Below are 21,439 nucleotides of genomic sequence, written 5' to 3'. Positions count from 1 at the left end.
TGATGAGTGATAATCCATTCAAATATCAATGGACCTGTGCGTAATGAGCATCAATCTTCCTTTGCCGTTGCTGGGTGAAATGGCGATTTTCGTCAAAGTGGTGGAAACCGGCAGCTTTTCCGAAGCCGCGCGGCAACTGAGCGTTTCACCCTCGGCGGTAAGTCGCAGTATCTCGCGCCTGGAGCAAGCCCTGGCCACGCGCTTGCTGCAACGCACCACACGCAAGTTACGCTTGAGCGAGGGCGGTGAAGAGGTGTTCAAGCGCTGCCAGGAGATGGTCAACGCGGCGCGTTCGGTGATGGAAGTCAGCGGCCAGTTCACCCATGAAGGCCGAGGGCCTGGTGCGGGTCAGCGTACCCAAGGCCGTCGGGCGGTTTGTGGTGCACCCGCATATGCCGGAGTTCTTGCGGCGCTATCCCAAGGTCGATGTACAGCTGATCCTTGAGGATCGGCATGTGGACCTGATCGACGACAATGTCGACCTGAGCATCCGCATCACCGATAGCCCACCGCCCGGATTGGTCGGCCGCCAGTTGTTGCCCATTGAACACTTGCTGTGTGCGACGCCGCAGTACCTGGCCGAGCATGGCACGCCAGGCCATCCCCATGACTTGCTGGAGCACAGTTGCATCTACCTCGGTGAAACACCGGGCGATTCACGCTGGAAATTCCGCCAGGGTGGCAAGGCGGTAACGGTGGGCGTGCGCGGGCGGTATGCGGCGAACCACACCGGGGTGCGGCTGGATGCGGTGTTGCAGCATGTGGGGGTTGGCAGTTTGCCGTATTTCACCGCGCGCCATGCTTTGGAAGAGGGCCGTTTGGTGCAGGTATTACCGGAGTGGGATTTTATTGCGTCCTACCATGGCGAGGCGTGGTTGCTGCATTCGCCCACACGGTATCTGCCGCCGAAGCTACGGGTGTTTATTGATTATCTGGTGGAGTGTATGGCGCGTGAGCCGACATTGCGCCGACGGTAGTGGCGGGTGCTGGCTTGTGTGGGAGCTGGCTTGCCTGCGATGACATCGCCTCGGTTTGAATGACCGACCGAGTCGCCTGCATCGCAGGCAAGCCAACTTCCACAGAAAAACAGTGTGTCAGCCGAGATCAGTGGGTGCTCTGGTCTTGCGGCATCGCCAACAGTTGCTTTTCCTGGTTCCAGTCGAACGGTTCGTCGTTCTGTTCGGCTTCAAAGCGACGTTCTTCCAGGGCCTGGTAAAGGTCCAGTTCGTCGTCCGGCATGAAGTGCAGGCAGTCACCACCGAAGAACCACAGCAGGTCGCGCGGCACCAGGTGGGCAATTTGCGGGTAGCGCAGGATGACCTGGCTCATCAGGTCCTGGCCCAGGTATTGGCTTTCGATCGGATCGATCGGCAGCAGGGCGCGTAATTCGTCGAAACGCTCCATGAACAAAGTGTGGCTTTCCTCGGGCACCTGTTCGGCTTCGCCGACGGCAACCAGGATGCTGCGCAAGTGGTCGAGCAAGACGAGATGATCGGCAACGACGTTGGACACGAGATAAGTCCTCTAAAGCAAAAACGGGCGCGAGAGTATATGCCTCTCGCGCCCGTTTTTATATGACCGCTGGTATCAGCGGACCTTACCCTCAGCCTGGGTGAGCTCTTCCTTGCTGAAATCATCCACGTCGATCACCTTGCGCCGCGCTGCTTCGGCATCGCGCAGGGTTTGCGCTTCGGCCGGTTGCAGCACCCCGGCGTGCAGGGCGGCATCGATGGCATGCTCGCCGGCAGTCGGTTTGACCTGGCCGCTTTTCAACGCGGCATGCAGTTTTTTCTGCAGCGGATGGCTGGCGCCGAGCAGGTCGTAGGCATGTTGCAGGGCGCCGACAGGATCTTCCGCCGATTGCGGGCGATAGCAGCCGGCCAGCAACTCCTCGAGGGTCGGGTCGCCTTTGGCGCGACCGATCACCGCAGCCACTTCGGCGTCCAGTGCATCGGACGGCCCGGTATGCCGACGCCCGAACGGGAACACGATGACCCTCAGCAGGCAGCCGAGCACCTTGTTCGGGAAGTTGCTCAGCAGTTCATCCAGCGCACGCTCCGACTCGCCGAGGCTTTCTTCCATGGCCCAGGCGAATAGCGGCTCCAGATGGTCCGGCGAATCCAGGTCGTGATAACGCTTGAGCGCCGCCGACGCCAGGTACATATGGCTCAGCACATCGCCCAGGCGCGCCGACAGGCGTTCGCGACGTTTCAATTCACCGCCCAGCAACATCATGCTCAGGTCGGCGAGCAGGGCGAATGCTGCGGCCTGACGGTTAAGCGCGCGGAAGTAACCCTGGCTCAAGCGGTTGCCTGGGGCTTTCTCAAAGTGGCCAACGCCCAGGTTCAGTACCAGCGTGCTGGCGGCATTGCTCACGGCAAAGCCGATATGTTGCATCAGCAGGCCATCGAATTCCTTCAGCGCCTGGTCATGGTCTTCACGACCGGCCAGGGCCATTTCCTTGAGCACGAACGGATGGCAGCGAATCGCGCCCTGACCAAATATCATCAGGTTGCGCGAGAGGATATTCGCGCCTTCCACGGTGATGAAGATCGGCGCGCCTTGCCAGTTGCGACCCAGGTAGTTGTTCGGGCCCATGATGATGCCCTTGCCGCCGTGTACATCCATGGCGTGGCTGATGCACTCGCGGCCGCGTTCGGTGAGGTGGTATTTGAGGATCGCCGACAGCACCGAGGGTTTCTCCCCCAGGTCCACGGCGTTGGCGGTGAGCATGCGCGCACTGTCCATCAGCCAGGCGTTGCCGCCGATGCGCGCAAGGGCTTCCTGAATACCTTCGAAGGCCGACAGCGGTACGTTGAACTGTTCACGCACCTGGGCATATTGCCCCGTCACCAGGCTGGTGAACTTGGCAGCGCCGGTGCCGACGGCGGGCAGGGAGATCGAGCGGCCTACCGACAGGCAGTTCATCAACATCATCCAGCCCTTGCCGAGCATTTCCTGGCCGCCGATGAGGAATTCCAGGGGGATGAACACGTCTTTGCCCGAGTTGGGGCCGTTCATGAAGGCGGCGCCCAAAGGCAGGTGACGACGCCCGATCTCCACGCCGGGGGTGTCGGTCGGGATCAGCGCCAGGCTGATGCCCAGGTCTTCTTTATCGCCCAGCAGGTGATCCGGGTCATGGGCCTTGAAGGCCAGGCCGAGCAACGTCGCCACCGGGCCGAGGGTGATGTAGCGTTTTTCCCAGTTCAGGCGCAGGCCGAGGGTTTCCTGGCCTTCCCATTCACCTTTGCAGATCACGCCGGTGTCGGGCATGGCGCCGGCGTCGGAGCCGGCCAGTGGGCCTGTCAGCGCAAAGCACGGGATATCATCGCCACGGGCCAGGCGGGGCAGGTAGTGGTTGCGTTGCTCATCGGTGCCGTAATGCAGCAGCAGTTCGGCCGGGCCGAGGGAGTTGGGCACCATTACGGTGGATGCCAGGTCGCCGCTGCGGGTGGCGAGTTTCATTGCAACCTGGGAGTGGGCGTAGGCAGAGAAACCCTTGCCGCCGTATTCCTTGGGAATGATCAGCGCGAAGAAGCCATGGGTCTTGATGTGTTCCCAGGCGGCGGGCGGCAGGTCCATGGCCTGGCCGATCTCCCAGTCGCTGACCATCGCACAGAGCTCTTCGGTGGGACCGTCGATGAACGCCTGCTCTTCTTCGGTCAGTTGCGCCTTGGGGTAGGCCAGCAACTTGTCCCAGTCAGGGCGACCACTGAACAGTTCGCCGTCCCACCACACGGTGCCGGCATCAATCGCGTCGCGCTCGGTCTCGGACATCGGCGGCAGGACTTTCTGAAACCAGCTGAACAGCGGCTTGGTGAAGTATTGGCGGCGCAGGTCGGGCAGCAGCAAGGGCACGGCGACGACGGCGATCAACACCCAGAAGATCAGCAGCAGCCAACCCGGTGCGTGGCTCCAGGCGCCCATCGCCAACAGGTAAACGGCGACCACGCCCAGGGCGGGCAGGGGCGCGGTGCGGCGGTGTGCCAGGTAGGCAATGCCGACCACCAGAACCAGTATCCACAACAACAGCATATTCAATCCTCCGTGAAACCAGGGGCGAAACCACCATGGAGCTTAGTCGGCATCCGAAAAAGCGCGGTGATCAGGGTGTAACGAGTTGTACTGGGAGCACCATCACCAGGCGCCGACATTTGGCCGAATCGTCGTTATCTCCACGGCAGACCTGTCGTTACACTCCAGGCTTCCTTCGGAGATAAAGCTCATGGATACGTACCTGAATCCCAGCCGCTTCATCGATAGTGACCACCCTGCGGTGGTGGAGTTCGCCGAAAAACACCGTGGTCCCAGTGCGGATTTACGTGACCAGGCAGTCAGTCTTTATTACGCCGTACGTGAGGCGATTCGCTACAACCCTTACACCTTCAGCCGCGACCCAGGCACCTTGCGCGCCAGCTTCGCCTTGGCGACCGGTGAAAGTTACTGTGTGCCCAAGGCCACCTTGCTTGCCGCTTGTGCCCGTCACTGCGGTATACCGGCGCGCATCGGTCTGGCGGACGTGCGCAATCACCTGTCGACGCCACGCCTGATCGCGTTGCTCAAAAGTGATGTGTTCGCCATGCACGGCTATACAGAGTTCTACCTGCGCGGCCGTTGGGTCAAGGCCACGCCGGCGTTCAATCAGCAACTGTGCGACGTCTTCGATGTACCACCGCTGGAATTTGATGGCATCAACGACAGTGTGTTTCACGCGTTCAATCGCCAGGGGCAGCGCTCGATGGAATATGTGCTGGACCACGGGCAGTTTTCCGACGTGCCCGAGGCGTTTTTCTTCGCTCATATTCAGCAGTGTTACCCGCACCTGTTTGCCGAGGATATGCCGATCGTGTTGGCTGACATGCACTCCGATTTAAGCCGCGCGTGAAGCGGCGTATGCTGCTGCGTTCATCAAGCCATGTTCATTCACGATAAGGCGCGGTCATGCTGAAAATCTGGGGTCGTAAAAATTCATCAAACGTCAGGAAAGCACTTTGGTGCGCCGAGGAACTCGGCCTGGACTATGAAGCGATTGATGCGGGCGGGGCTTTTGGTGTGGTCGACACACCGCAATACCGAGCGTTGAACCCCAATGGCCGGGTGCCGATGATCGAAGATGGCGACTTTGTGCTGTGGGAGTCCAACACCATCGTGCGTTACCTCTGCGCCAAGCAAGCGTCGAGCTGGTACCCGAGCGACCTGAAAGCGCGGGCCAATGCCGAAAAATGGATGGACTGGACCACTTCGACCCTCGCTGAGCCGTTCAAGGCCGTGTTCTGGGGCATCCTGCGCACCCCCGCAGACAAGCAGAACTGGGACAGCATCAATGCCGGGCGCCAGGCCTGTATCGATGCCTTGAGCACCGTGGACAAAGCGCTGGCGACGCAACCTTACCTGTCGGGCAATGCGATCGGCATGGGCGACATCCCCTTGGGCAGCTTTATCTACGCCTGGTTTGAAATGCCCATCGAGCGGCCTGCAATGCCCCATCTAGAGGCCTGGTACCAGCGCCTTAAGGAACGCCCGGCCTACCGCAAAGCCGTGATGACTGCGTTGACTTAATACCTACTATTAATACGGGTGACTGTACTTGTGCGGCGCAGGCAAGCACCATGCCTGTCATGCGCCGCCGTTGAACTACCTGGGCCGCGCCCTCATCTATTCTTTCTATTCCCTTCTTTGGTGCGTATTCCGATATGAGTTCCGCTCTGTCCATCCGGCAGCTAACCAAAACCTACGGCAACGGTTTCCAGGCCCTGAGTGGTATCGATCTGGACGTTGCCGAAGGTGACTTCTTCGCCTTGCTCGGCCCCAACGGTGCCGGCAAATCCACCACCATTGGTATCCTCTCGACCCTGGTCAACAAGACCAGCGGCACGGTGAATATTTTTGGGCATGACCTGGACAAATCCCCGGCGGCGCTCAAACGTTCCATCGGCGTGGTGCCCCAGGAGTTCAACTTCAACCAGTTCGAAAAGACCTTCGACATCGTTGTAACTCAGGCCGGCTACTACGGCATCCCGGCTAAAATCGCCAAGGAACGCGCCGAGCAGTACCTCACTCAGTTGGGCCTGTGGGACAAGCGTGACGTGCCTTCGCGCTCGTTGTCCGGCGGCATGAAGCGCCGCCTGATGATCGCCCGCGCGCTGGTGCACGAGCCGCGCCTGCTGATCCTCGATGAGCCGACCGCAGGCGTGGACATTGAACTGCGTCGATCGATGTGGGCCTTCCTCACCGAGCTGAACGAGAAGGGCATCACCATCATCCTCACCACCCATTATCTGGAGGAGGCTGAGCAACTGTGCCGCAACATCGGCATCATCGACCACGGCACCATCGTCGAGAACACCAGCATGCGTAACCTGCTGGGCCAGTTGCATGTGGAAACCTTCCTGCTTGACCTGAAAAACAACCTGTCGGTGGCGCCGCAACTGCTCGGCTACCCGAGCCGCCTGGTGGACGACCACACCCTGGAAGTCCAGGTGGACAAGGCCATGGGCATCACTGCGCTGTTCACCCAGTTGGCGGCCCAGAACATTGAAGTGCTGAGCCTGCGTAATAAAACCAATCGCCTTGAGGAGTTGTTCGTGTCCCTGGTGGAGAAAAATCTGGCGAAGGTGGCGGTATGAGTTCCGAACTGCAACCCAACATTGTCGCGCTGCAGACCATCGTTTACCGCGAGGTGAAGCGCTTTACCCGGATCTGGCCGCAGACGCTGCTGCCGCCGGCGATCACCATGGTCCTGTACTTCGTGATCTTCGGTAACCTGATCGGCCGCCAGATCGGCGACATGGGTGGTTTCACGTACATGGAGTACATCGTGCCGGGCCTGATCATGATGTCGGTGATCACCAACTCCTACGGCAATGTGGTCTCCAGTTTCTTCGGCAGCAAGTTCCAGCGCTCCATCGAAGAACTGATGGTGTCGCCGGTGTCGCCCCACACCATTCTGATCGGCTACACCCTGGGTGGCGTGCTGCGTGGCTTGATGGTCGGCGTGATCGTGACCTTGCTGTCATTGTTCTTCACCCACCTGCAGGTGCATCACCTTGGGGTCACCCTGCTGGTGGTCGTACTGACGGCGACGATCTTCTCGCTGCTGGGGTTTATCAACGCCGTATTTGCGCGCAATTTCGATGATATTTCGATTATCCCGACGTTCGTGCTGACGCCGCTGACCTATCTGGGCGGGGTGTTCTACTCCATCACCTTGCTGCCGCCGTTCTGGCAGACCGTGTCGCTGGCCAACCCGGTGTTGCACATGGTCAACGCCTTCCGTTACGGCATCCTGGGCGTATCGGATATCAAGATCAGCGTGGCGATCACCTTCATGCTGGTGGCCACCGTGGTGCTGTATGTCAGTTGTGCGCGGTTGCTGGTGAGCGGGCGCGGTATGCGTACGTAAGCAGCGATTACACACGGATAAAAAATGTGGGAGGGGGCTTGCTCCCGATGGAAGTGGGTCAGTCAACCTATTCAGTGACTGGTCCACCCTCATCGGGAGCAAGCCCCCTCCCACATTGGGTTTTGTGCAGGATCTTCAGGCGTTCAGTGCCAACTCGATCAGCGCGTGCAGCTCTTGTACCGTCAACGGTGCGGTTGAGAACAGAATGCGAAACACCGTCGGCGCCGCCAGCAGGTTGATCAGATGGTCCACGCTCGGCGGCGGTGGTGTGGCGCCTTGGTAGCGATCGACAATCGTCTGCAGCTGCCCGCTCAGGATGCTGACGCAGTACCCCGGGGTTACGCTGCACTGCACGTCACGCATCATGTTGCGACCCGGTTCTGAGCTCATTTCATCCAGGTATTGCTCGGCCCAGGCGTGCAGGTCACCGCGAAGGGTGCCGGTGTTGGCGGGCTCGCTGTCCGGGCGCAGGCGTTCCAAGGCCACGTCGGCGAGCAGGGCGGACAAGTCGCCCCAGCGCCGGTAGATCGTCGAGGGCGTCACGCCCGCGCGCGCAGCAATCATCGGTACGGTAACGCTGGAACGCTCATGGGCCTCCAGCAGTTCGCGCGCGGCGTTATGCACTGATTCTTGTACCCGGGCACTACGGCCTCCCGGGCGGAGGCCTTCTTTTATCGCCATGCGTAAAACCTTAACACAAAGAATTTGCTTTAAGCGCTTGCCAGTAGCACACTCTGCAAAAGCAAAATATTAGCTTTAGCGGAGTGTGTTTATGTCTAGCGTCATGTCTCAACGTTCCAGCCTGGCGTTCCTGGTCATCACGATGTTGACCTTCCTCGCTGCGTCCAGCGCGCCTACTCCGCTGTATCAGGTTTACCAGGACAGCCTGCATTTCTCCGCGGCCATGCTGACGGTGATTTTCGGCGTTTACGCGGTGAGCCTGTTAGCGGCGTTGTTGACCGTGGGTTCGCTGTCGGATTACCTGGGGCGCAAGCCGGTGATCTTCGTCGCACTGATCCTGAATATGCTGGCGATGCTGCTGTTTATCAACGCTGACAGCACCGCCTACTTGATTGCCGCCCGCGCGTTGCAAGGTTTCGCGACAGGCACGGCAACGGCGGTGCTGAGTGCCACGCTGCTGGACACCGACCGTTTGCGCGGCCCGATGCTCAATAGCCTGGCGCCACTCCTGGGCATGGCCAGTGGCGGCCTTGGCAGCGGCTTGCTCGTGGAGTTCGCACCACGCCCGACTCAATTGGTTTACTTCACACTGCTGGGGTTGATGGCTCTTCAGGCGGTCTGCATTTTACGCTTGCCCGAAACCGTCAGCCGCATACCCGGTGCCTTGAAGTCGTTGGCGCCGACCCTGCATGTGCCGGAGCAAGCGCGCCGTGCCTTGTGGCTGGCGATGCCGCTGAATGTGGCGGTGTGGTCGCTGGGCGGGTTCTTTTCATCCCTGGCCCCTTCGCTTGTGCGGGCTGCGACCGGTTCGACCTCGCACCTGATTGGCGGCGGACTGGTGGCAGTCGTAACCCTGAGTGGCGCGGTAATGATTTACAGCCTGCGCGCGCGTGCGGCAGACAAGCTCATGCGGCTGTCGGCGGTCTTGTTGGCGGCGGGTGTGGCGTTGCTGCTGGTCGCCGTGCAGAGTGCCAGTCTGTGGCTGTTTTTTGTCGCCAGTGTCATTGCCGGCTTGGGTTTTGGCGGCGGGTTCATGGGCAGTGTGCGCAGTATCGTGGGGTTGGCGCTGCCCCATGAACGGGCGGGCTTGATGTCTGCGTTTTACGTATTGAGCTACCTGGCGTTCTGCGTGCCGGCGCTGTTGGCGGGTAACCTTAGCCGGGTGTTTGGCCTCATCGCCACCACCGATGGCTACGGCGCCGTGCTGATTGTGCTGGCCCTCAGTGCGCTGGTCGGTTTGATGTTGCAGGATTCGGGGCGAGCCAGAACTGCGGTATAGGAAATATCGCTATATCGGTAAAACAGATAACAGTTAGAGATATTACCCGTTATATAGATATTCGTTCAGGTTCTATGATGGTTTCAACCTCATGCGAGGAAGAGGATTGCCATCATGACCTGCTCCAATACCATCAGCTATAAACCCTTCAGTCACTTGACCCGTCCTCGGGAAGTGATTCGCCAGTTCACCCCCAACTGGTTTGCCGCGACCATGGGCACCGGCGTGCTGGCGTTGGCCTTGGCCCAATTGCCCTTCAGTGTGCCCGGCTTGCACGCCATTGCCGAAGGGCTTTGGATGTTCACCATTGGCCTGTTTGTTCTGTTCAGTCTCTTGTATGCCGCCCGTTGGGTGATGTTCTTCAACGAGGCGCGGCGGATTTTCGGGCACTCCACGGTTTCGATGTTCTTCGGCACCATCCCGATGGGCCTCGCGACGATTCTCAATGGCTTGCTGCTGTTCGGCCTGCCACGCTGGGGCAGCGATGTCATACCGTTGGCTGAAGCCGTGTGGTGGTTGGATGTGGCGATGGCCCTGGCTTGCGGTGTACTGATCCCGTTCATGATGTTCACCCGCCAGGAACACAGCATCGACCAGATGACGGCCGTGTGGCTGTTGCCCGTGGTCGCGGCCGAAGTCGCTGCAGCCAGCGGTGGCCTGCTGGCGCCGCACCTGGTCGACGCCCATTCGCAACTGGTGATGCTGGTGACCAGCTACGTGTTGTGGGCGTTTTCCCTGCCGGTGGCGTTCAGCATCCTGACCATACTGATGTTGCGCATGGCCCTGCACAAACTGCCCCACGCAAATATGGCTGCGTCGAGCTGGTTGGCGCTTGGCCCCATCGGCACCGGCGCCCTCGGCATGCTGCTGCTGGGCGGCGATGCACCGGCGATCTTCGCGGCCAACGGCTTGCCCGGTGTCGGCGAGATGGCCAACGGCCTTGGCCTGGTGGCGGGCATCACCCTGTGGGGTTTCGGCTTGTGGTGGATGCTGATCGCCGTGTTGATTACCCTGCGGTACCTGCGTGCGGGCATTCCGTTCAACCTCGGCTGGTGGGGTTTTACCTTCCCATTGGGGGTTTACGCCTTGGCCACGCTGAAGCTTGCGAGCGTATTGCACCTGGGTTTCTTCAGTGTGTTTGGCACTGTGCTGGTGGTGGCATTGGCGCTGATGTGGCTGATCGTCGCCAAGCGCACCGTGCAGGGCGCCTATAAAGGTGAGCTTTTTGTTTCGCCTTGCATTGCGGGGCTAGGGAATAAGTAAGCGAGATTAGGTAAAGTCGTGGCCTGACAATCCAAGCCTTCAGGCCACGCAGGAACACGGACGATGAGCCACCCCTCACAATTCACCTTGCTGCGAAAACGGCGTTTCCTGCCGTTTTTCGTTACCCAGTTACTGGGCGCCTTCAACGACAATATCTTCAAGCAATCGCTGATCCTGGCGATTCTCTACAAACTCACCCTCGACGGTGACCGCTCCATCTGGGTCAACCTGTGCGCCTTGCTGTTTATCCTGCCGTTTTTCCTGTTCTCGGCGCTGGCCGGGCAATTTGGCGAGAAATTCAACAAGGACGCATTGATCCGTGCGATCAAGATCGGTGAGATCGTGATCATGGCCGTAGGCGCCACGGGCTTCCTGTTCAATCACCTGGAACTGATGCTGCTGGCGCTGTTTGCCATGGGCACGCACTCGGCGCTGTTCGGCCCGGTCAAGTACTCGATCATGCCCCAGGCCCTGCACGACGATGAGCTGGTGGGCGGTAACGGCCTGGTGGAAATGGGCACGTTCCTGGCAATCCTGGCCGGCACCATTGGCGCCGGGATCATGATGTCGTCCACCCATTACGCGCCGATCGTGGCGGCGGCGATTGTCGGTGTGGCGGTGCTGGGTTACCTGGCCAGCCGCAGCATTCCGCGCGCGGCGGCGTCTACGCCAGAGCTGCGGCTGAACTGGAATATTTTCAGCGAATCCTGGGCCACCCTGCGGTTGGGCCTGGGTCAGACGCCGGCAGTGTCGCGCTCGATTGTCGGCAACTCGTGGTTCTGGTTTGTCGGCGCGATCTACCTGACGCAGATCCCGGCTTACGCCAAGGAATGGTTGTACGGCGACGAAACCGTGGTGACGCTGATCCTTACGGTGTTCTCGGTGGGTATCGCGCTGGGCTCGATGCTTTGCGAAAAGCTCTCAGGCCGCAAGGTGGAAATCGGCCTGGTGCCGTTCGGGTCATTTGGCCTGACCGTGTTTGGCCTGCTGCTGTGGTGGCACTCCGGCGGCTTCCCGCAGAACGTCCAGGCGAACGATTGGCTGGCGGTGCTCGGTTACGGACAGGCGTGGTGGGTGCTGTTCGATATCCTTGGGCTGGGTGTGTTCGGCGGCTTTTATATCGTGCCGCTGTATGCGCTGATTCAGTCGCGCACCGCCGAGAACGAGCGCGCGCGGGTGATCGCGGCCAACAATATTCTCAACGCACTGTTCATGGTGGTCTCGGCCATCGTGTCGATCCTGTTGCTGAGTGTGGCCAAGCTGTCGATCCCCGAGCTGTTCCTGGTGGTGTCGCTGCTCAACATTGCGGTCAACACCTATATCTTCAGGATCGTCCCCGAGTTCACCATGCGTTTCATGATCTGGCTGCTCAGCCATTCCATGTACCGGGTGGAGCATCGCAATCTGCAACTGATTCCGGATGAAGGCGCAGCCTTGCTGGTGTGCAACCACGTGTCGTTCGTCGATGCGCTGTTGATCGGTGGCGCAGTGCGTCGGCCGATTCGCTTTGTGATGTACTACAAAATCTACCGTTTGCCGGTGCTGAACTTTATCTTCCGTACGGCTGGGGCGATTCCGATTGCCGGGCGTAACGAAGATATCCAGATCTACGAAAAGGCTTTCACGCGGATTGCCCAGTACCTGAAAGAAGGGGAGCTGGTGTGCATCTTTCCGGAAGGCAAATTGACGGCCGACGGTGAGCTGAATGACTTCCGTGGTGGCGTGACGCGCATTCTCGAAGAGACTCCGGTGCCGGTGATTCCGATGGCGTTGCAGGGGTTGTGGGGGAGTTTCTTCAGTCGCGATCCGAACAAGGGGTTCTTTCATCGGATCTGGTCGCATGTCACGTTGGTGGCGGGTGAGCCTGTTGCGGTGGAGGCGGCGACGCCTGCGCAGTTGCAGGAGCGAGTAGGGGTGTTGCGGGGGAGTGTCAGGTAGTTTTTTGTTGCCTGTCAGGGGCCCTTCGCGAGCAAGCCCGCTCCCACAGTTGACCGAGTTGTTCAAGCGAACGCGGTTGAGTGTGGGAGCGGGCTTGCTCACGAAAGCGATAGTGGCTCAGGCGCTGATCTTGAGGCCTACCAACCCGCAAATGATCAACGCCACACTCGCCAACCGAAACAACGCCATGGATTCCCCAAACAGGATAATCCCGGCGATTACCGTGCCCACCGCGCCCACACCCGTCCAGATGGCATAGGCGGTGCCCAGCGGCAGTTCCTTCATGGCCAGCCCCAGCAGGCCGAGGCTGATAGCCATGGCGGCAATGGTCAGGGCCGTTGGCAGCGGTTTGCTGAAACCGTCGGTGTACTTCAGGCCGACCGCCCAGCCGACTTCAAACAGCCCGGCAAAAAACAGAATGATCCAGGACATGATGACCTCCAAACTATAGCTGGGGTCGTCCCCGGAATTAGCGCTTGAAAGCGTCGCGAGGTCGTCCCCGCGAAGCTCGGTAGAGTGCCGAATATTGATCGGGCGATCAAGTTTTTGGCGTGTCCTGCAAAGCGCGACGGTCTTCCTTTTCGCTCATTCTGCGGAAGTAAGTCGACAGCAAAGCCCCGGAAATATTGTGCCAGACGCTGAACAGCGCACTCGGCACCGCCGCCAGCGGCGAAAAGTGCGCGCTGGCCAGTGCGGCGCCCAGCCCGGAGTTCTGCATGCCCACTTCCAGCGCCAGCGATTTGCGCTGTGCCAATGGCAGCTTGAACAACCGACCGGTGAAGTAGCCCAGCAGGTAGCCAAAGCTGTTGTGCAACATCACCACGGCCATGATCAGCAGGCCGGACTCGGCGATCTTCGCCTGGCTCGCCGCAACCACCGCCGCGACAATGATCACGATGCTGACCACCGACACCAGCGGCAACACCTCCACGGCATGGCGGACCCGCTCGCCGAGCACACGTTGCGCCACCACGCCGAGCACGATCGGCAGCAGCACCACTTGCAGGATCGACCAGAACAACTCCATGAACGACACCGGCAGCCAGGCCGACGCCAGCAGCCAGATCAACGCCGGTGTGAGCAGCGGGGCGAGGAGGGTGGTGACGGCGGCGATTGCCACCGACAGCGCCAGGTCGCCCCGCGCCAGCCAAGTCATCACGTTGGACGACGTGCCGCTTGGGCAGCAGCCGACCAGAATCACGCCGACGGCAATCTCCGGCGGCAGGTGGAACGCCTGGCACAGCAACCAGGCCACGCCCGGCATGATCACAAAGTGCGCGACCACGCCGAGTGCGACGCGCCACGGGTGGCGGGCGACCTCGGCGAAATCTTCAAGTTTTAAGGTCAGCCCCATGCCGAACATCACCAGGCCCAACAGCGGCACGATGGCGCCTTTGAGGCCAATGAACCAGCTGGGCTCAAGGAAGGCGAGGACCGCGAAAACCAGCACCCAGTAGGCGAAGGTATTGCCGACAAAGCGACTCAAGGCGGCGAGAGCACGCATGGGGATGTCCTTGTTATCAGGTAAGTTCGGGAGTGCTGATGTTTGCTTGGAAACCCAATCAAATGTGGGAGCGGGCTTGCTCGCGAATGCGGTGAATCAGTCAGCCTATTAAGTGACTGACACTGCGCATTCGCGAGCAAGCCCGCTCCCACATTTTGATCTTCACATGGCTTAGATGCCTTGTGGCGTCTCTTCGCCGCCCAGTGCCTCAACCAACGCCGGCAGGAACTCGCCGAACGTCAGCATCATCAGGGTAAAGCTGGCGTCCAGTTGGCCCAGGGCTTCGTCGCCGCCGTCTTGTTCAGCCTGATCCTGCAGCAGGTCTTCGAACTTCAGGCGCTTGACGGTCATCTTGTCGTCGAGCATGAAGGACAACTTGTCCTGCCAGGCCAGGGACAATTGGGTCACGACTTTGCCGGTGGTCAGGTGCAACTGGATTTCTTCGCTGGTCAGGTCCTGGCGCTTGCAGCGCACAATGCCGCCATCTTCGTGGGTGTCGCGCAGTTCGCACTCGTCGAGGACGAAGAAGTCATCGGCCGGTTTCTGGGTGGTGACCCAGTCGGTCATGATCGCAGTCGGTGCGGTTTTAACTGTCAGCGGGCGTACCGGCAGGGTGCCGATCACTTCGCGCAGGGTCGACAGCAAGTCTTCGGCGCGTTTCGGGCTTGCCGAGTTGACTAGGATCAGGCCCTGTTTCGGCGCGATGGCGGCGAAGGTCGACGAGCGACGAATAAACGCACGCGGCAGGAAGGCCTGGATGATTTCATCCTTGATCTGGTCCCGTTCCTTTTTATAGACCTTGCGCATTTGCTCGGCCTCGATCTCTTCGACTTTCTCTTTCAGTGCGTCACGCACCACGCTACCTGGCAGGATGCGTTCTTCCTTGCGCGCGGCGATCAGCAGGAAGTCACCGCTGACGTGAACCAGGGGAGCGTCTTCACCTTTACCGAAAGGCGCGACGAAACCGTAAGTGGTCAACTCCTGGCTTGCACAAGGGCGCGCCAGTTTGGTGGCCATTGCCGCTTCCAACGCCTCGGCATCAACAGGCAGATCTTGGGTCAGGCGATAGATAAGCAGGTTCTTGAACCACATGGGGTGAGTCTCTCCTTTATACAAAGGGGGGCATTATTCTCTTGATCAGCGCTGAGGCCAACCCTGCCTAAGCCATTGGAAGGCCTCAAAAAAAAGATTTAAGAAAGTGCTTGCCAGACTTAGGGTCGCTCCGTAGAATGCGCGCCACACCGAAGCGAAGGGTGATTAGCTCAGCTGGGAGAGCGTCTGCCTTACAAGCAGAATGTCGGCGGTTCGATCCCGTCATCACCCACCATTCGTTTCAAGTGTTACGCGCAGCGGTAGTTCAGTCGGTTAGAATACCGGCCTGTCACGCCGGGGGTCGCGGGTTCGAGTCCCGTCCGCTGCGCCATATTCGGTAACCTGGAACACTGAACGCCAGGTCACCACAAGAAGCCCGCTCATTGAGCGGGCTTTTTTTTGCCTGCAATTCAGCGCAGCGACTCAACGGTCGGCGCCGCGGCTATTGGCGCAACTTCGCGTCGGCTCAGGAACACAAAGACCACCGCCGCTGTAGACAGGGTGAGTCCTGCCAGCAATTGCAGCAAGGTATTGAAGCCCGCAAGGTAGGCCGTGCGCAGCAATTCCAGTGGGATGTTTGCACTGGCGTTTCGGACGTCGCCCATGACCAGTTGCTGGGCAAGCACTGCCGCGTCCTGCGCAGTGCCTGCGGGCAGATGATGGGCAACCAGTGCGCTCAACACGGCAACCGTGATTGCCAGCGCCACCCCTTCACTGGCGACTCGGGTTGTATTGAAAATGCCTGCCGCCATGCCCGCGCGCTCCTTGGGCACCACGCTGATTGCCAGGCCATCCATCAAACCCCACGGCAAGCCCGTCCCGATCCCGATGACCAGCAGTGCGGCGACGGTCTGCAACGGCTCGCCGATCCTGACCAGGCTCAACCCGTACAAGCCCACAGCCGCAATCAACAGGCCAACGGCGCACAGTACGCCCGCCGACAGCCAGCGTGTCAGCGTTGCGGCAATAATCGGTACGACCAGCATGGGCGCGGACAGCGCCAGCATCATTAAACCCGCCTCAAATGCGCTGGCGCCTTCGACACCCATAAACCGCAGCGGTAACAGTACGATCAGGACGATGTAGCAGTAACAGGTGCCGATCGGCAGCAACTGCACGCCAATAAAGCGCACAAAGCGAAACAGCCGCAGGTCGAGCATCGGTTGGCTCGTATGATTTTCAACCCGAATGAATACCAGCAAAAACACCGCTGCTGCCGCCAGCAGATACCGGGTCGTTGCTGAGCCCCAACCGTGTTCCGGAGCCAGAATGACCGCCGTGGTCAAGCTCACCAGCATGGCCGAAAAGGTCAGCACGCCGGCCACGTCCAGGTGCAGCGCCTGCGGGTCGCGGCTCTCACGCATGTTGGGCACGGCGAACAGCAATGAGAGCCCCGCCAGCAATGCCGTGCCCAGGAAAATCGCGCGCCAGCCCCAGTGTTCGATCAGCAGCCCCGACAGCAGCGGGCCAAACGCCAGGCCCGCGCCGAAAGTAGTGCCCAGCAGGCTGAAGGCACGCGTCCTGGCATGGCCATCAAACACCTGCGCCAGCGCTGCACAGCCACTGGCCAACGCAATGGCCGCCGCAACGCCTTGCACCCCGCGCACTATATCCAGCCAAAGAATGCCCGGCGCCACGGCCAGCAGCAGGGAGGCCACGGTAAACAGCGCCATGCCCCACAAGAACAAGCGCTTGCGCCCATAGCGGTCGGCGAGGGTGCCGGCGGCCATCAACAAACTGCCGAAACTGAGCATGAACGCGTTGGTGACCCACACCAATTGCGTGGGGTGGGCGGCAAATGCCTGGCCGATATACGGCGTCGCCACCGCGCCGCCGGTAAAGCTCATGGGCAACACCAGGGCTGCCAGGCAAATGGCTGCCAGAATCGAATAGCGACCATGGGCGGGTTCGACTGTGTTCATCGCGTACATTCCTAACGTTCTATGAAGATAAAGACTCTAATCAGGATGTAATTACCGATAAACAGGCCTACATTCCGTTCATAGCGGACGATAAGGATGTAATGGTGTGACCGATAATCTCAGTGGTGTGATCGCCTTCGTGAAAACCGCAGAAGCACTCAGCTTCACAGGCGCGGCGCGGGCGATGGGGATTTCCGCCTCGGCGGTGGGCAAAAATGTGGTCAAGCTGGAGGCATCGTTGAATGTCCGGCTGTTGCACCGCAGCACGCGTAAAGTCAGCCTGACTGCCGAAGGTCAATTGTTCTACGATCGTTGTCGGAAAATTCTCGATGACCTGCAGGACGCCCGCGCCATGCTTTCCCATGCCATGCAGGCCCCGCGCGGCAAATTGCGGGTCAGCCTGCCCACCATCGGCTATCGCTTCCTCTTTCCCCACCTGCTCGCGTTCAGGCAAGCCTATCCGGAGATTGAGTTGGAGCTGGATTTCAACGACCTCCTGGTGGATGTGATAGAGGAGGGCTTCGACGTGGTGATTCGCAGCGGTGGCCTCGCCGATTCGACGTTGATGGCCCGTAAACTCGGGCCTTTTCGCTTTTTACTGTGCGCGTCACCCAAATACTTGCGTACTAACGGGCGTCCGCAAACCCTCGGTGATCTTGAGCGCCATCAGTGCCTGCGTTATCGCTTTGCAACCACCGGCAAAATCATGGAATGGACCTTGTCCGCCAACCCGGCGATCACCCAATTACGCCTGCCCACTGCGCTGACCTTGAACAACATGGAAGCCATGCTCATGGCCGCCACCGATGGGCATGGCATAGCCTACGTGCCGGACTTTCTGGCCCGGGACGCGCTGGCGCAGGCACAGCTGGAAACCGTGCTGGACGGGCATTCCGATGACCAGGGCCAGTTCTGGGCGCTGTGGCCCTCGAGCCGGCATCTCTCGCCAAAAATCCGCGTATTTGTGGACTTTGTCGCCGAACGCCTTTTTACAACCCCATCAACCGATACCCCACCTGCAACTCGGTAATGAAATGCTGCGGCTGCGCCGGGTCCTCTTCCAGCTTTTGCCGTAAGTGCGCCATGTGCACCCGCAAATAGTGGGCGCGGTCCACGTAATCCAGGCCCCACACTTCCAGCAATAATTGCCGGTGGGTCAGTACCCGGCTCTGGCCGCGAATCATCGCGCAGAGCAGGCGGTATTCGATGGGGGTGAGATGCACAGGCTGGCCCTGGCGCCATACCTCGTGGGTCGACAGGTCGACTTCAATATCGCCAAACGCGACCTTGCTGGTCGCTGCCACGGTGCCGGTCTGACCATGCCTGCGCAGCTGGGCGCGGATGCGTGCGAGCAGCTCGGGCACACCGAACGGCTTGGTCAGGTAATCATCGGCACCTGCGTCCAGGGCGGCAACTTTCTCTTCTTCGCGATCACGCGCCGACAACACCAGAATCGGCACTGCCAACCAACCGCGCAGTTCACTGATCAGTTGTTTGCCATCGCCATCCGGCAGGCCGAGGTCGACGATCACCAGGTCCGGTTGACGGCTCGCCGCATGGATCAGCGCGCGTTTGACGCTGTCGGCCTCGAACACCTGAAAACCTTCATCCTGCAGGGCGATCCCGACGAAGCGGCGGATATTGGCTTCGTCTTCAACAATCAAAATGCGTGCGGTGCTCATAAGGCTTCCATGGGCGGGGGTGTGCCCGCCGGTAAAGTGATGATGAAGTGCATGCCGCATGCCTCAACGGCGTTGGCTTCGATGCGCCCGCCGTGGGCTTCGACGATGCGTTTGGCCAGTGCCAGGCCCAGGCCGATGCCGGCGACGGATGATTCCTGCTGGCCGCGCGTGAAGGGTTCGAACAAGTTAGCCGGCGCCCGGCCCGGGCCGTTGTCGCTGACGTCCAGCACAATGGTGTCCGCAGCAGAGCGGGCGGCGACGGTAATGCTGCTGCCTGCCGGGGTGTATTTGGCGGCGTTGTCCAACAGGTTGACCAGCACCCGTTCGATCAACAGCGCGTCGATTTCCACCAGTGGCAACCGCGGGTCCAGTGCGGTGTGCACGCAGTGTTGCGCCAGAGGTTCACGTAACTGGCGCAGTGCGCTGCCGACGATTTCTTCCAGCGAATGCCACTGCCGGTTCAGGCGCACACCGCGTTCCTGCATGCGGGCCATGTCCAGCAGGTTTTCGATCAGCCGCTGCATTGACGTCGCTTGTTCATGGATGCCGTGCAGCAACTCGGTCAGCGGGCCTGGTGGGGCGTGGGGCAGGGCGGTGTCGGCGGCACCGATCAGGGTGGTCAAAGGGGTACGCAGGTCGTGGGATATTGCCGCGAGCAGGGTGTTGCGCATCTTTTCGCCTTCCATCTGCACCAGCGTGCTTTGCGCGACTTCGACGAAATGCACCCGCTCCAGCGCAATCGCCAACTGGCTCATGCAGGCTTCCAGCAGGCGGCGCTCCTGCGGATCGCTCAAGCGTTCGCTCTGGGCCAGCTCCAGCACCAGCACGCCGCGTACGCGCATCGGTGCCTTGAGCGGCAAGTAACACCCTTTGGCCGCCGACAAGGTGTCGGTGCCGTGACCGGCGGCCTGGCCGTGGTCGTAGGTCCATTGGGCGATGCTCTCGTCAATCGGCAACCCGCCCGCGCCCACGCTGTGCACGCCGTCGGCGGCGTCCGGCAGCGCCAGGCCGACGCGTGCTTCGAATACACCGCTGAAGGTGCGCAGCGCGACTTCACTGATTTGCTCCACCGTCAGCGCCGCCGACAGGTCGCGAGCCAGTCGCGCCAATGAGGTGGCGCGCCGTTCGCGCGCGGCGGCGGTGCGTGCTTCGTGGCGCAGGCGCGCAGTGAGTTGCCCGGTGATCAGGGCGATGCCGAGCATCAGTGCAAAGGTGAAGAAATACTGGGTGTCAGTGACGGTAAACGAGTAGCGCGGCTGCACGAAAAAGAAGTCGAAACACAGCACCGCCAGCATCGCGGCCCAGACGCCCGGGCCACGTCCGTAACGCAGGGCCACCAACACCACGGTGAGCAAAAACAGCATGACCACGTTGGCCAGGTCGAACACTTGCAGCAGCAATGCAGCAATGGCGCTGGCGGCGAAACAGGCGAGTGTGGACCACAGATAGGCCAGGACTCTGCCCGGTGCAGGTGTCGGTTTTTCGATGGCAGGCGCAGGCCCCGGCACTGCACCGTGGGCTATCACGATCTGATCAATCTGCGGGTGATTGCGGCTGATCCGGTCGCTGACCGACTGATGCCAGAACCGCCACGCCTGGCGCGGATGGTGGCCGAGCACCAGGCGATTGGCGTTGTGCTCACGGGCACAGGCGACCAGCGCGTCGGCGACGTCCATGCCCGGCAGTGTTGCCGTGTCGGCGCCGAATTCGCTGGCCAGGGTCAGGGTTTTCATGGCCGTCAGATAGCGTTTGGCGCCGCGGCCCTGGGCTGATGCGACATGCACCACGATCCAGTCCGCTTCGAGTTTTTGCGCCAGGCGCGCGGCTTCGCGCACCAGGCGCTCATCGCCCGCGTCGCCCGCCACACCCACCAGCAGCCGTTCGCGAGCGGGCCACAAGGCTTTGATTGACTGTTCGCGGCGGTATACGCGCATCTGCGTGTCGACCCGGTCCGCTGTGCGCCGCAGCGTCAGTTCACGCAGGGCCAGCAGGTTGCCCTTACGGAAGAAATGTTTTGAGGCCCGTTCGGCGTGTGGGCCGAGGTAGACCTTGCCGTCCTTGAGGCGTTGCAGCAGATCATCGGGCGGCAGGTCGATCACTACCACTTCGTGGGCGTTATCGAAGACGTGATCGGGCACGGTTTCACGCACGCGGATGCCGATGATTCCACTGACCAGATCATTCAGACTTTCCAGGTGCTGGACGTTGAGGCTGGTCCACACGTCGATACCGGCGCCGAGCAATTCTTCTACGTCTTGCCAGCGTTTGGGGTGACGCGAGCCGGGCACGTTGCTGTGGGCCAGTTCGTCCACCAGCACCACGGCGGGGTGCCTGTGCAAGGCGGCGTCGAGGTCGAATTCGCTGAGCGCGAAGTCACGGTGCAGCAGGGCTGCGCGCGGCAGTTGTTCGAGGCCATCGAGCAGCGCGGCGGTTTCCGCGCGGCCATGGGTTTCCACCACGCCGGCGAGTACGTCACGGCCCAGTGCGACTTCGCGTTGTGCCGCTGCGAGCATCGCACAGGTCTTGCCCACCCCAGCATTTGAGCCGAAGTAGATACGCAATTTGCCGCGCAAGGCGGCCTGTTCTTCCAGCTGTACCCGGGCCAATAGGGCGTCGGGGTCGGGGCGTTCGTCGTTTAATGCGGGCATGTCATTCCTGTTGAATACAACACATTTA

Annotated in this window: 17 protein-coding genes, 2 tRNA genes and 1 pseudogene; 11 read left to right on the top strand and 9 right to left on the bottom strand. The window is 60.7% G+C overall.

What is annotated here, in order from left to right:
* The first annotated feature begins 43 nt into the window (after positions 1-43).
* Positions 44-977, top strand: a pseudogene (locus ACLBW8_RS17320) (LysR family transcriptional regulator).
* A gap of 127 nt (positions 978-1,104) precedes the next feature.
* Here the strand turns inward: ACLBW8_RS17320 and ACLBW8_RS17315 are convergent.
* Positions 1,105-1,512, bottom strand: coding sequence for a PA2817 family protein (locus ACLBW8_RS17315; RefSeq protein ID WP_064451650.1), 408 nt, complete (start codon positions 1,510-1,512; stop codon positions 1,105-1,107).
* 75 nt (positions 1,513-1,587) lie between these two features.
* Positions 1,588-4,035 (bottom strand): acyl-CoA dehydrogenase, encoded by a 2,448-nt coding sequence (locus tag ACLBW8_RS17310; protein ID WP_262667452.1) that lies wholly within the window; start codon positions 4,033-4,035, stop codon positions 1,588-1,590.
* A 190-nt stretch (positions 4,036-4,225) separates the two neighbouring features.
* Between ACLBW8_RS17310 and ACLBW8_RS17305 the strand changes: the two genes are divergently transcribed.
* From ACLBW8_RS17305 to ACLBW8_RS17290, 4 genes are all read left to right on the top strand, one after another.
* Positions 4,226-4,885 carry a transglutaminase-like domain-containing protein gene (locus tag ACLBW8_RS17305; protein WP_447805935.1) on the top strand — a complete coding sequence of 220 codons (660 nt, stop codon included), beginning with the start codon at positions 4,226-4,228 and terminating at the stop codon, positions 4,883-4,885.
* A 56-nt stretch (positions 4,886-4,941) separates the two neighbouring features.
* Positions 4,942-5,559 (top strand): glutathione S-transferase family protein, encoded by a 618-nt coding sequence (locus ACLBW8_RS17300; protein WP_447805934.1) that lies wholly within the window; start codon positions 4,942-4,944, stop codon positions 5,557-5,559.
* Positions 5,560-5,693: 134 nt separating this feature from the next.
* Entirely contained in the window at positions 5,694-6,626 is a 933-nt protein-coding gene (locus ACLBW8_RS17295; RefSeq protein ID WP_064451654.1) for an ABC transporter ATP-binding protein, read from the top strand.
* A complete protein-coding gene (locus tag ACLBW8_RS17290; protein ID WP_064451655.1) occupies positions 6,623-7,402 on the top strand; it encodes an ABC transporter permease in 780 nt (259 codons plus the stop codon). Before ACLBW8_RS17295 ends, ACLBW8_RS17290 begins: the two co-directional genes overlap by 4 nt.
* A 135-nt stretch (positions 7,403-7,537) precedes the next feature.
* Here the strand turns inward: ACLBW8_RS17290 and ACLBW8_RS17285 are convergent, their stop codons facing one another.
* Positions 7,538-8,083, bottom strand: coding sequence for a TetR/AcrR family transcriptional regulator (locus ACLBW8_RS17285; protein ID WP_262667453.1), 546 nt, complete (start codon positions 8,081-8,083; stop codon positions 7,538-7,540).
* Positions 8,084-8,174: 91 nt separating this feature from the next.
* Here ACLBW8_RS17285 and ACLBW8_RS17280 point away from each other — a divergent pair, with 91 nt between their 5' ends.
* The 3 genes from ACLBW8_RS17280 to ACLBW8_RS17270 all read left to right on the top strand — a co-directional run bounded on the left by ACLBW8_RS17280 (position 8,175) and on the right by ACLBW8_RS17270 (position 12,563).
* Positions 8,175-9,362 carry an MFS transporter gene (locus tag ACLBW8_RS17280; protein WP_432750399.1) on the top strand — a complete coding sequence of 396 codons (1,188 nt, stop codon included), beginning with the start codon at positions 8,175-8,177 and terminating at the stop codon, positions 9,360-9,362.
* A gap of 114 nt (positions 9,363-9,476) precedes the next feature.
* Positions 9,477-10,625, top strand: a complete 1,149-nt coding sequence (locus ACLBW8_RS17275) for a TDT family transporter (protein WP_447805933.1) — start codon at positions 9,477-9,479, stop codon at positions 10,623-10,625.
* Positions 10,626-10,688: 63 nt separating this feature from the next.
* On the top strand, positions 10,689-12,563 hold the full coding sequence (locus tag ACLBW8_RS17270) for an MFS transporter (RefSeq protein ID WP_447805932.1): 1,875 nt from the start codon (positions 10,689-10,691) through the stop codon (positions 12,561-12,563).
* A 117-nt stretch (positions 12,564-12,680) separates the two neighbouring features.
* On the opposite strand, the gene sugE is transcribed toward ACLBW8_RS17270, so the two are convergent.
* The 3 genes from sugE to rdgC form a co-directional block, all read right to left on the bottom strand.
* Positions 12,681-12,995 carry a quaternary ammonium compound efflux SMR transporter SugE gene (sugE, locus tag ACLBW8_RS17265; protein ID WP_017136389.1) on the bottom strand — a complete coding sequence of 105 codons (315 nt, stop codon included), beginning with the start codon at positions 12,993-12,995 and terminating at the stop codon, positions 12,681-12,683.
* Positions 12,996-13,101: 106 nt separating this feature from the next.
* Positions 13,102-14,067: a bile acid:sodium symporter family protein gene (locus ACLBW8_RS17260; protein ID WP_447805931.1), complete on the bottom strand. Its 966-nt coding sequence runs from the start codon at positions 14,065-14,067 to the stop codon at positions 13,102-13,104.
* Between the two features lie 171 nt (positions 14,068-14,238).
* Entirely contained in the window at positions 14,239-15,159 is a 921-nt protein-coding gene (gene rdgC, locus ACLBW8_RS17255; protein WP_003190130.1) for a recombination-associated protein RdgC, read from the bottom strand.
* Between the two features lie 159 nt (positions 15,160-15,318).
* Between rdgC and ACLBW8_RS17250 the strand changes: the two genes are divergently transcribed.
* Together ACLBW8_RS17250 and ACLBW8_RS17245 are read left to right on the top strand one after the other, a co-directional pair.
* Positions 15,319-15,394, top strand: a tRNA-Val gene (locus ACLBW8_RS17250).
* A 19-nt stretch (positions 15,395-15,413) separates the two neighbouring features.
* Positions 15,414-15,490: transfer RNA gene (locus ACLBW8_RS17245), tRNA-Asp, on the top strand.
* A gap of 79 nt (positions 15,491-15,569) precedes the next feature.
* Here the strand turns inward: ACLBW8_RS17245 and ACLBW8_RS17240 are convergent.
* Positions 15,570-17,081 (bottom strand): MFS transporter, encoded by a 1,512-nt coding sequence (locus ACLBW8_RS17240; protein ID WP_447805930.1) that lies wholly within the window; start codon positions 17,079-17,081, stop codon positions 15,570-15,572.
* Positions 17,082-17,187: 106 nt separating this feature from the next.
* Here ACLBW8_RS17240 and ACLBW8_RS17235 point away from each other — a divergent pair, with 106 nt between their 5' ends.
* Positions 17,188-18,111 (top strand): LysR family transcriptional regulator, encoded by a 924-nt coding sequence (locus tag ACLBW8_RS17235; protein ID WP_447805929.1) that lies wholly within the window; start codon positions 17,188-17,190, stop codon positions 18,109-18,111.
* Here the strand turns inward: ACLBW8_RS17235 and ACLBW8_RS17230 are convergent.
* Both ACLBW8_RS17230 and ACLBW8_RS17225 read right to left on the bottom strand, forming a co-directional pair.
* Positions 18,071-18,763 carry a response regulator gene (locus ACLBW8_RS17230; protein WP_221294338.1) on the bottom strand — a complete coding sequence of 231 codons (693 nt, stop codon included), beginning with the start codon at positions 18,761-18,763 and terminating at the stop codon, positions 18,071-18,073. The genes ACLBW8_RS17235 and ACLBW8_RS17230 overlap by 41 nt on opposite strands.
* Positions 18,760-21,411, bottom strand: a complete 2,652-nt coding sequence (locus ACLBW8_RS17225; RefSeq protein WP_447805928.1) for a DUF4118 domain-containing protein — start codon at positions 21,409-21,411, stop codon at positions 18,760-18,762. Before ACLBW8_RS17225 ends, ACLBW8_RS17230 begins: the two co-directional genes overlap by 4 nt.
* Between the last annotated feature and the right edge of the window lie 28 nt (positions 21,412-21,439).

The organism is Pseudomonas sp. M5A4_2d, assembly GCF_053345295.1.
This window is presented reverse-complemented; position numbering and strand designations above follow the sequence as displayed.

Coding starts and splice junctions, on each gene's coding strand:
- ACLBW8_RS17310 (WP_262667452.1), bottom strand. CDS start 4,035: ATGCTGTTGTTGTGGATACTGGTTCTGGTGGTCGGCATTGCCTACCTG.
- ACLBW8_RS17305 (WP_447805935.1), top strand. CDS start 4,226: ATGGATACGTACCTGAATCCCAGCCGCTTCATCGATAGTGACCACCCT.
- ACLBW8_RS17300 (WP_447805934.1), top strand. CDS start 4,942: ATGCTGAAAATCTGGGGTCGTAAAAATTCATCAAACGTCAGGAAAGCA.
- ACLBW8_RS17295 (WP_064451654.1), top strand. CDS start 5,694: ATGAGTTCCGCTCTGTCCATCCGGCAGCTAACCAAAACCTACGGCAAC.
- ACLBW8_RS17290 (WP_064451655.1), top strand. CDS start 6,623: ATGAGTTCCGAACTGCAACCCAACATTGTCGCGCTGCAGACCATCGTT.
- ACLBW8_RS17285 (WP_262667453.1), bottom strand. CDS start 8,083: ATGGCGATAAAAGAAGGCCTCCGCCCGGGAGGCCGTAGTGCCCGGGTA.
- ACLBW8_RS17280 (WP_432750399.1), top strand. CDS start 8,175: ATGTCTAGCGTCATGTCTCAACGTTCCAGCCTGGCGTTCCTGGTCATC.
- ACLBW8_RS17275 (WP_447805933.1), top strand. CDS start 9,477: ATGACCTGCTCCAATACCATCAGCTATAAACCCTTCAGTCACTTGACC.
- ACLBW8_RS17270 (WP_447805932.1), top strand. CDS start 10,689: ATGAGCCACCCCTCACAATTCACCTTGCTGCGAAAACGGCGTTTCCTG.
- sugE (WP_017136389.1), bottom strand. CDS start 12,995: ATGTCCTGGATCATTCTGTTTTTTGCCGGGCTGTTTGAAGTCGGCTGG.
- ACLBW8_RS17260 (WP_447805931.1), bottom strand. CDS start 14,067: ATGCGTGCTCTCGCCGCCTTGAGTCGCTTTGTCGGCAATACCTTCGCC.
- rdgC (WP_003190130.1), bottom strand. CDS start 15,159: ATGTGGTTCAAGAACCTGCTTATCTATCGCCTGACCCAAGATCTGCCT.
- ACLBW8_RS17240 (WP_447805930.1), bottom strand. CDS start 17,081: ATGAACACAGTCGAACCCGCCCATGGTCGCTATTCGATTCTGGCAGCC.
- ACLBW8_RS17230 (WP_221294338.1), bottom strand. CDS start 18,763: ATGAGCACCGCACGCATTTTGATTGTTGAAGACGAAGCCAATATCCGC.
- ACLBW8_RS17225 (WP_447805928.1), bottom strand. CDS start 21,411: ATGCCCGCATTAAACGACGAACGCCCCGACCCCGACGCCCTATTGGCC.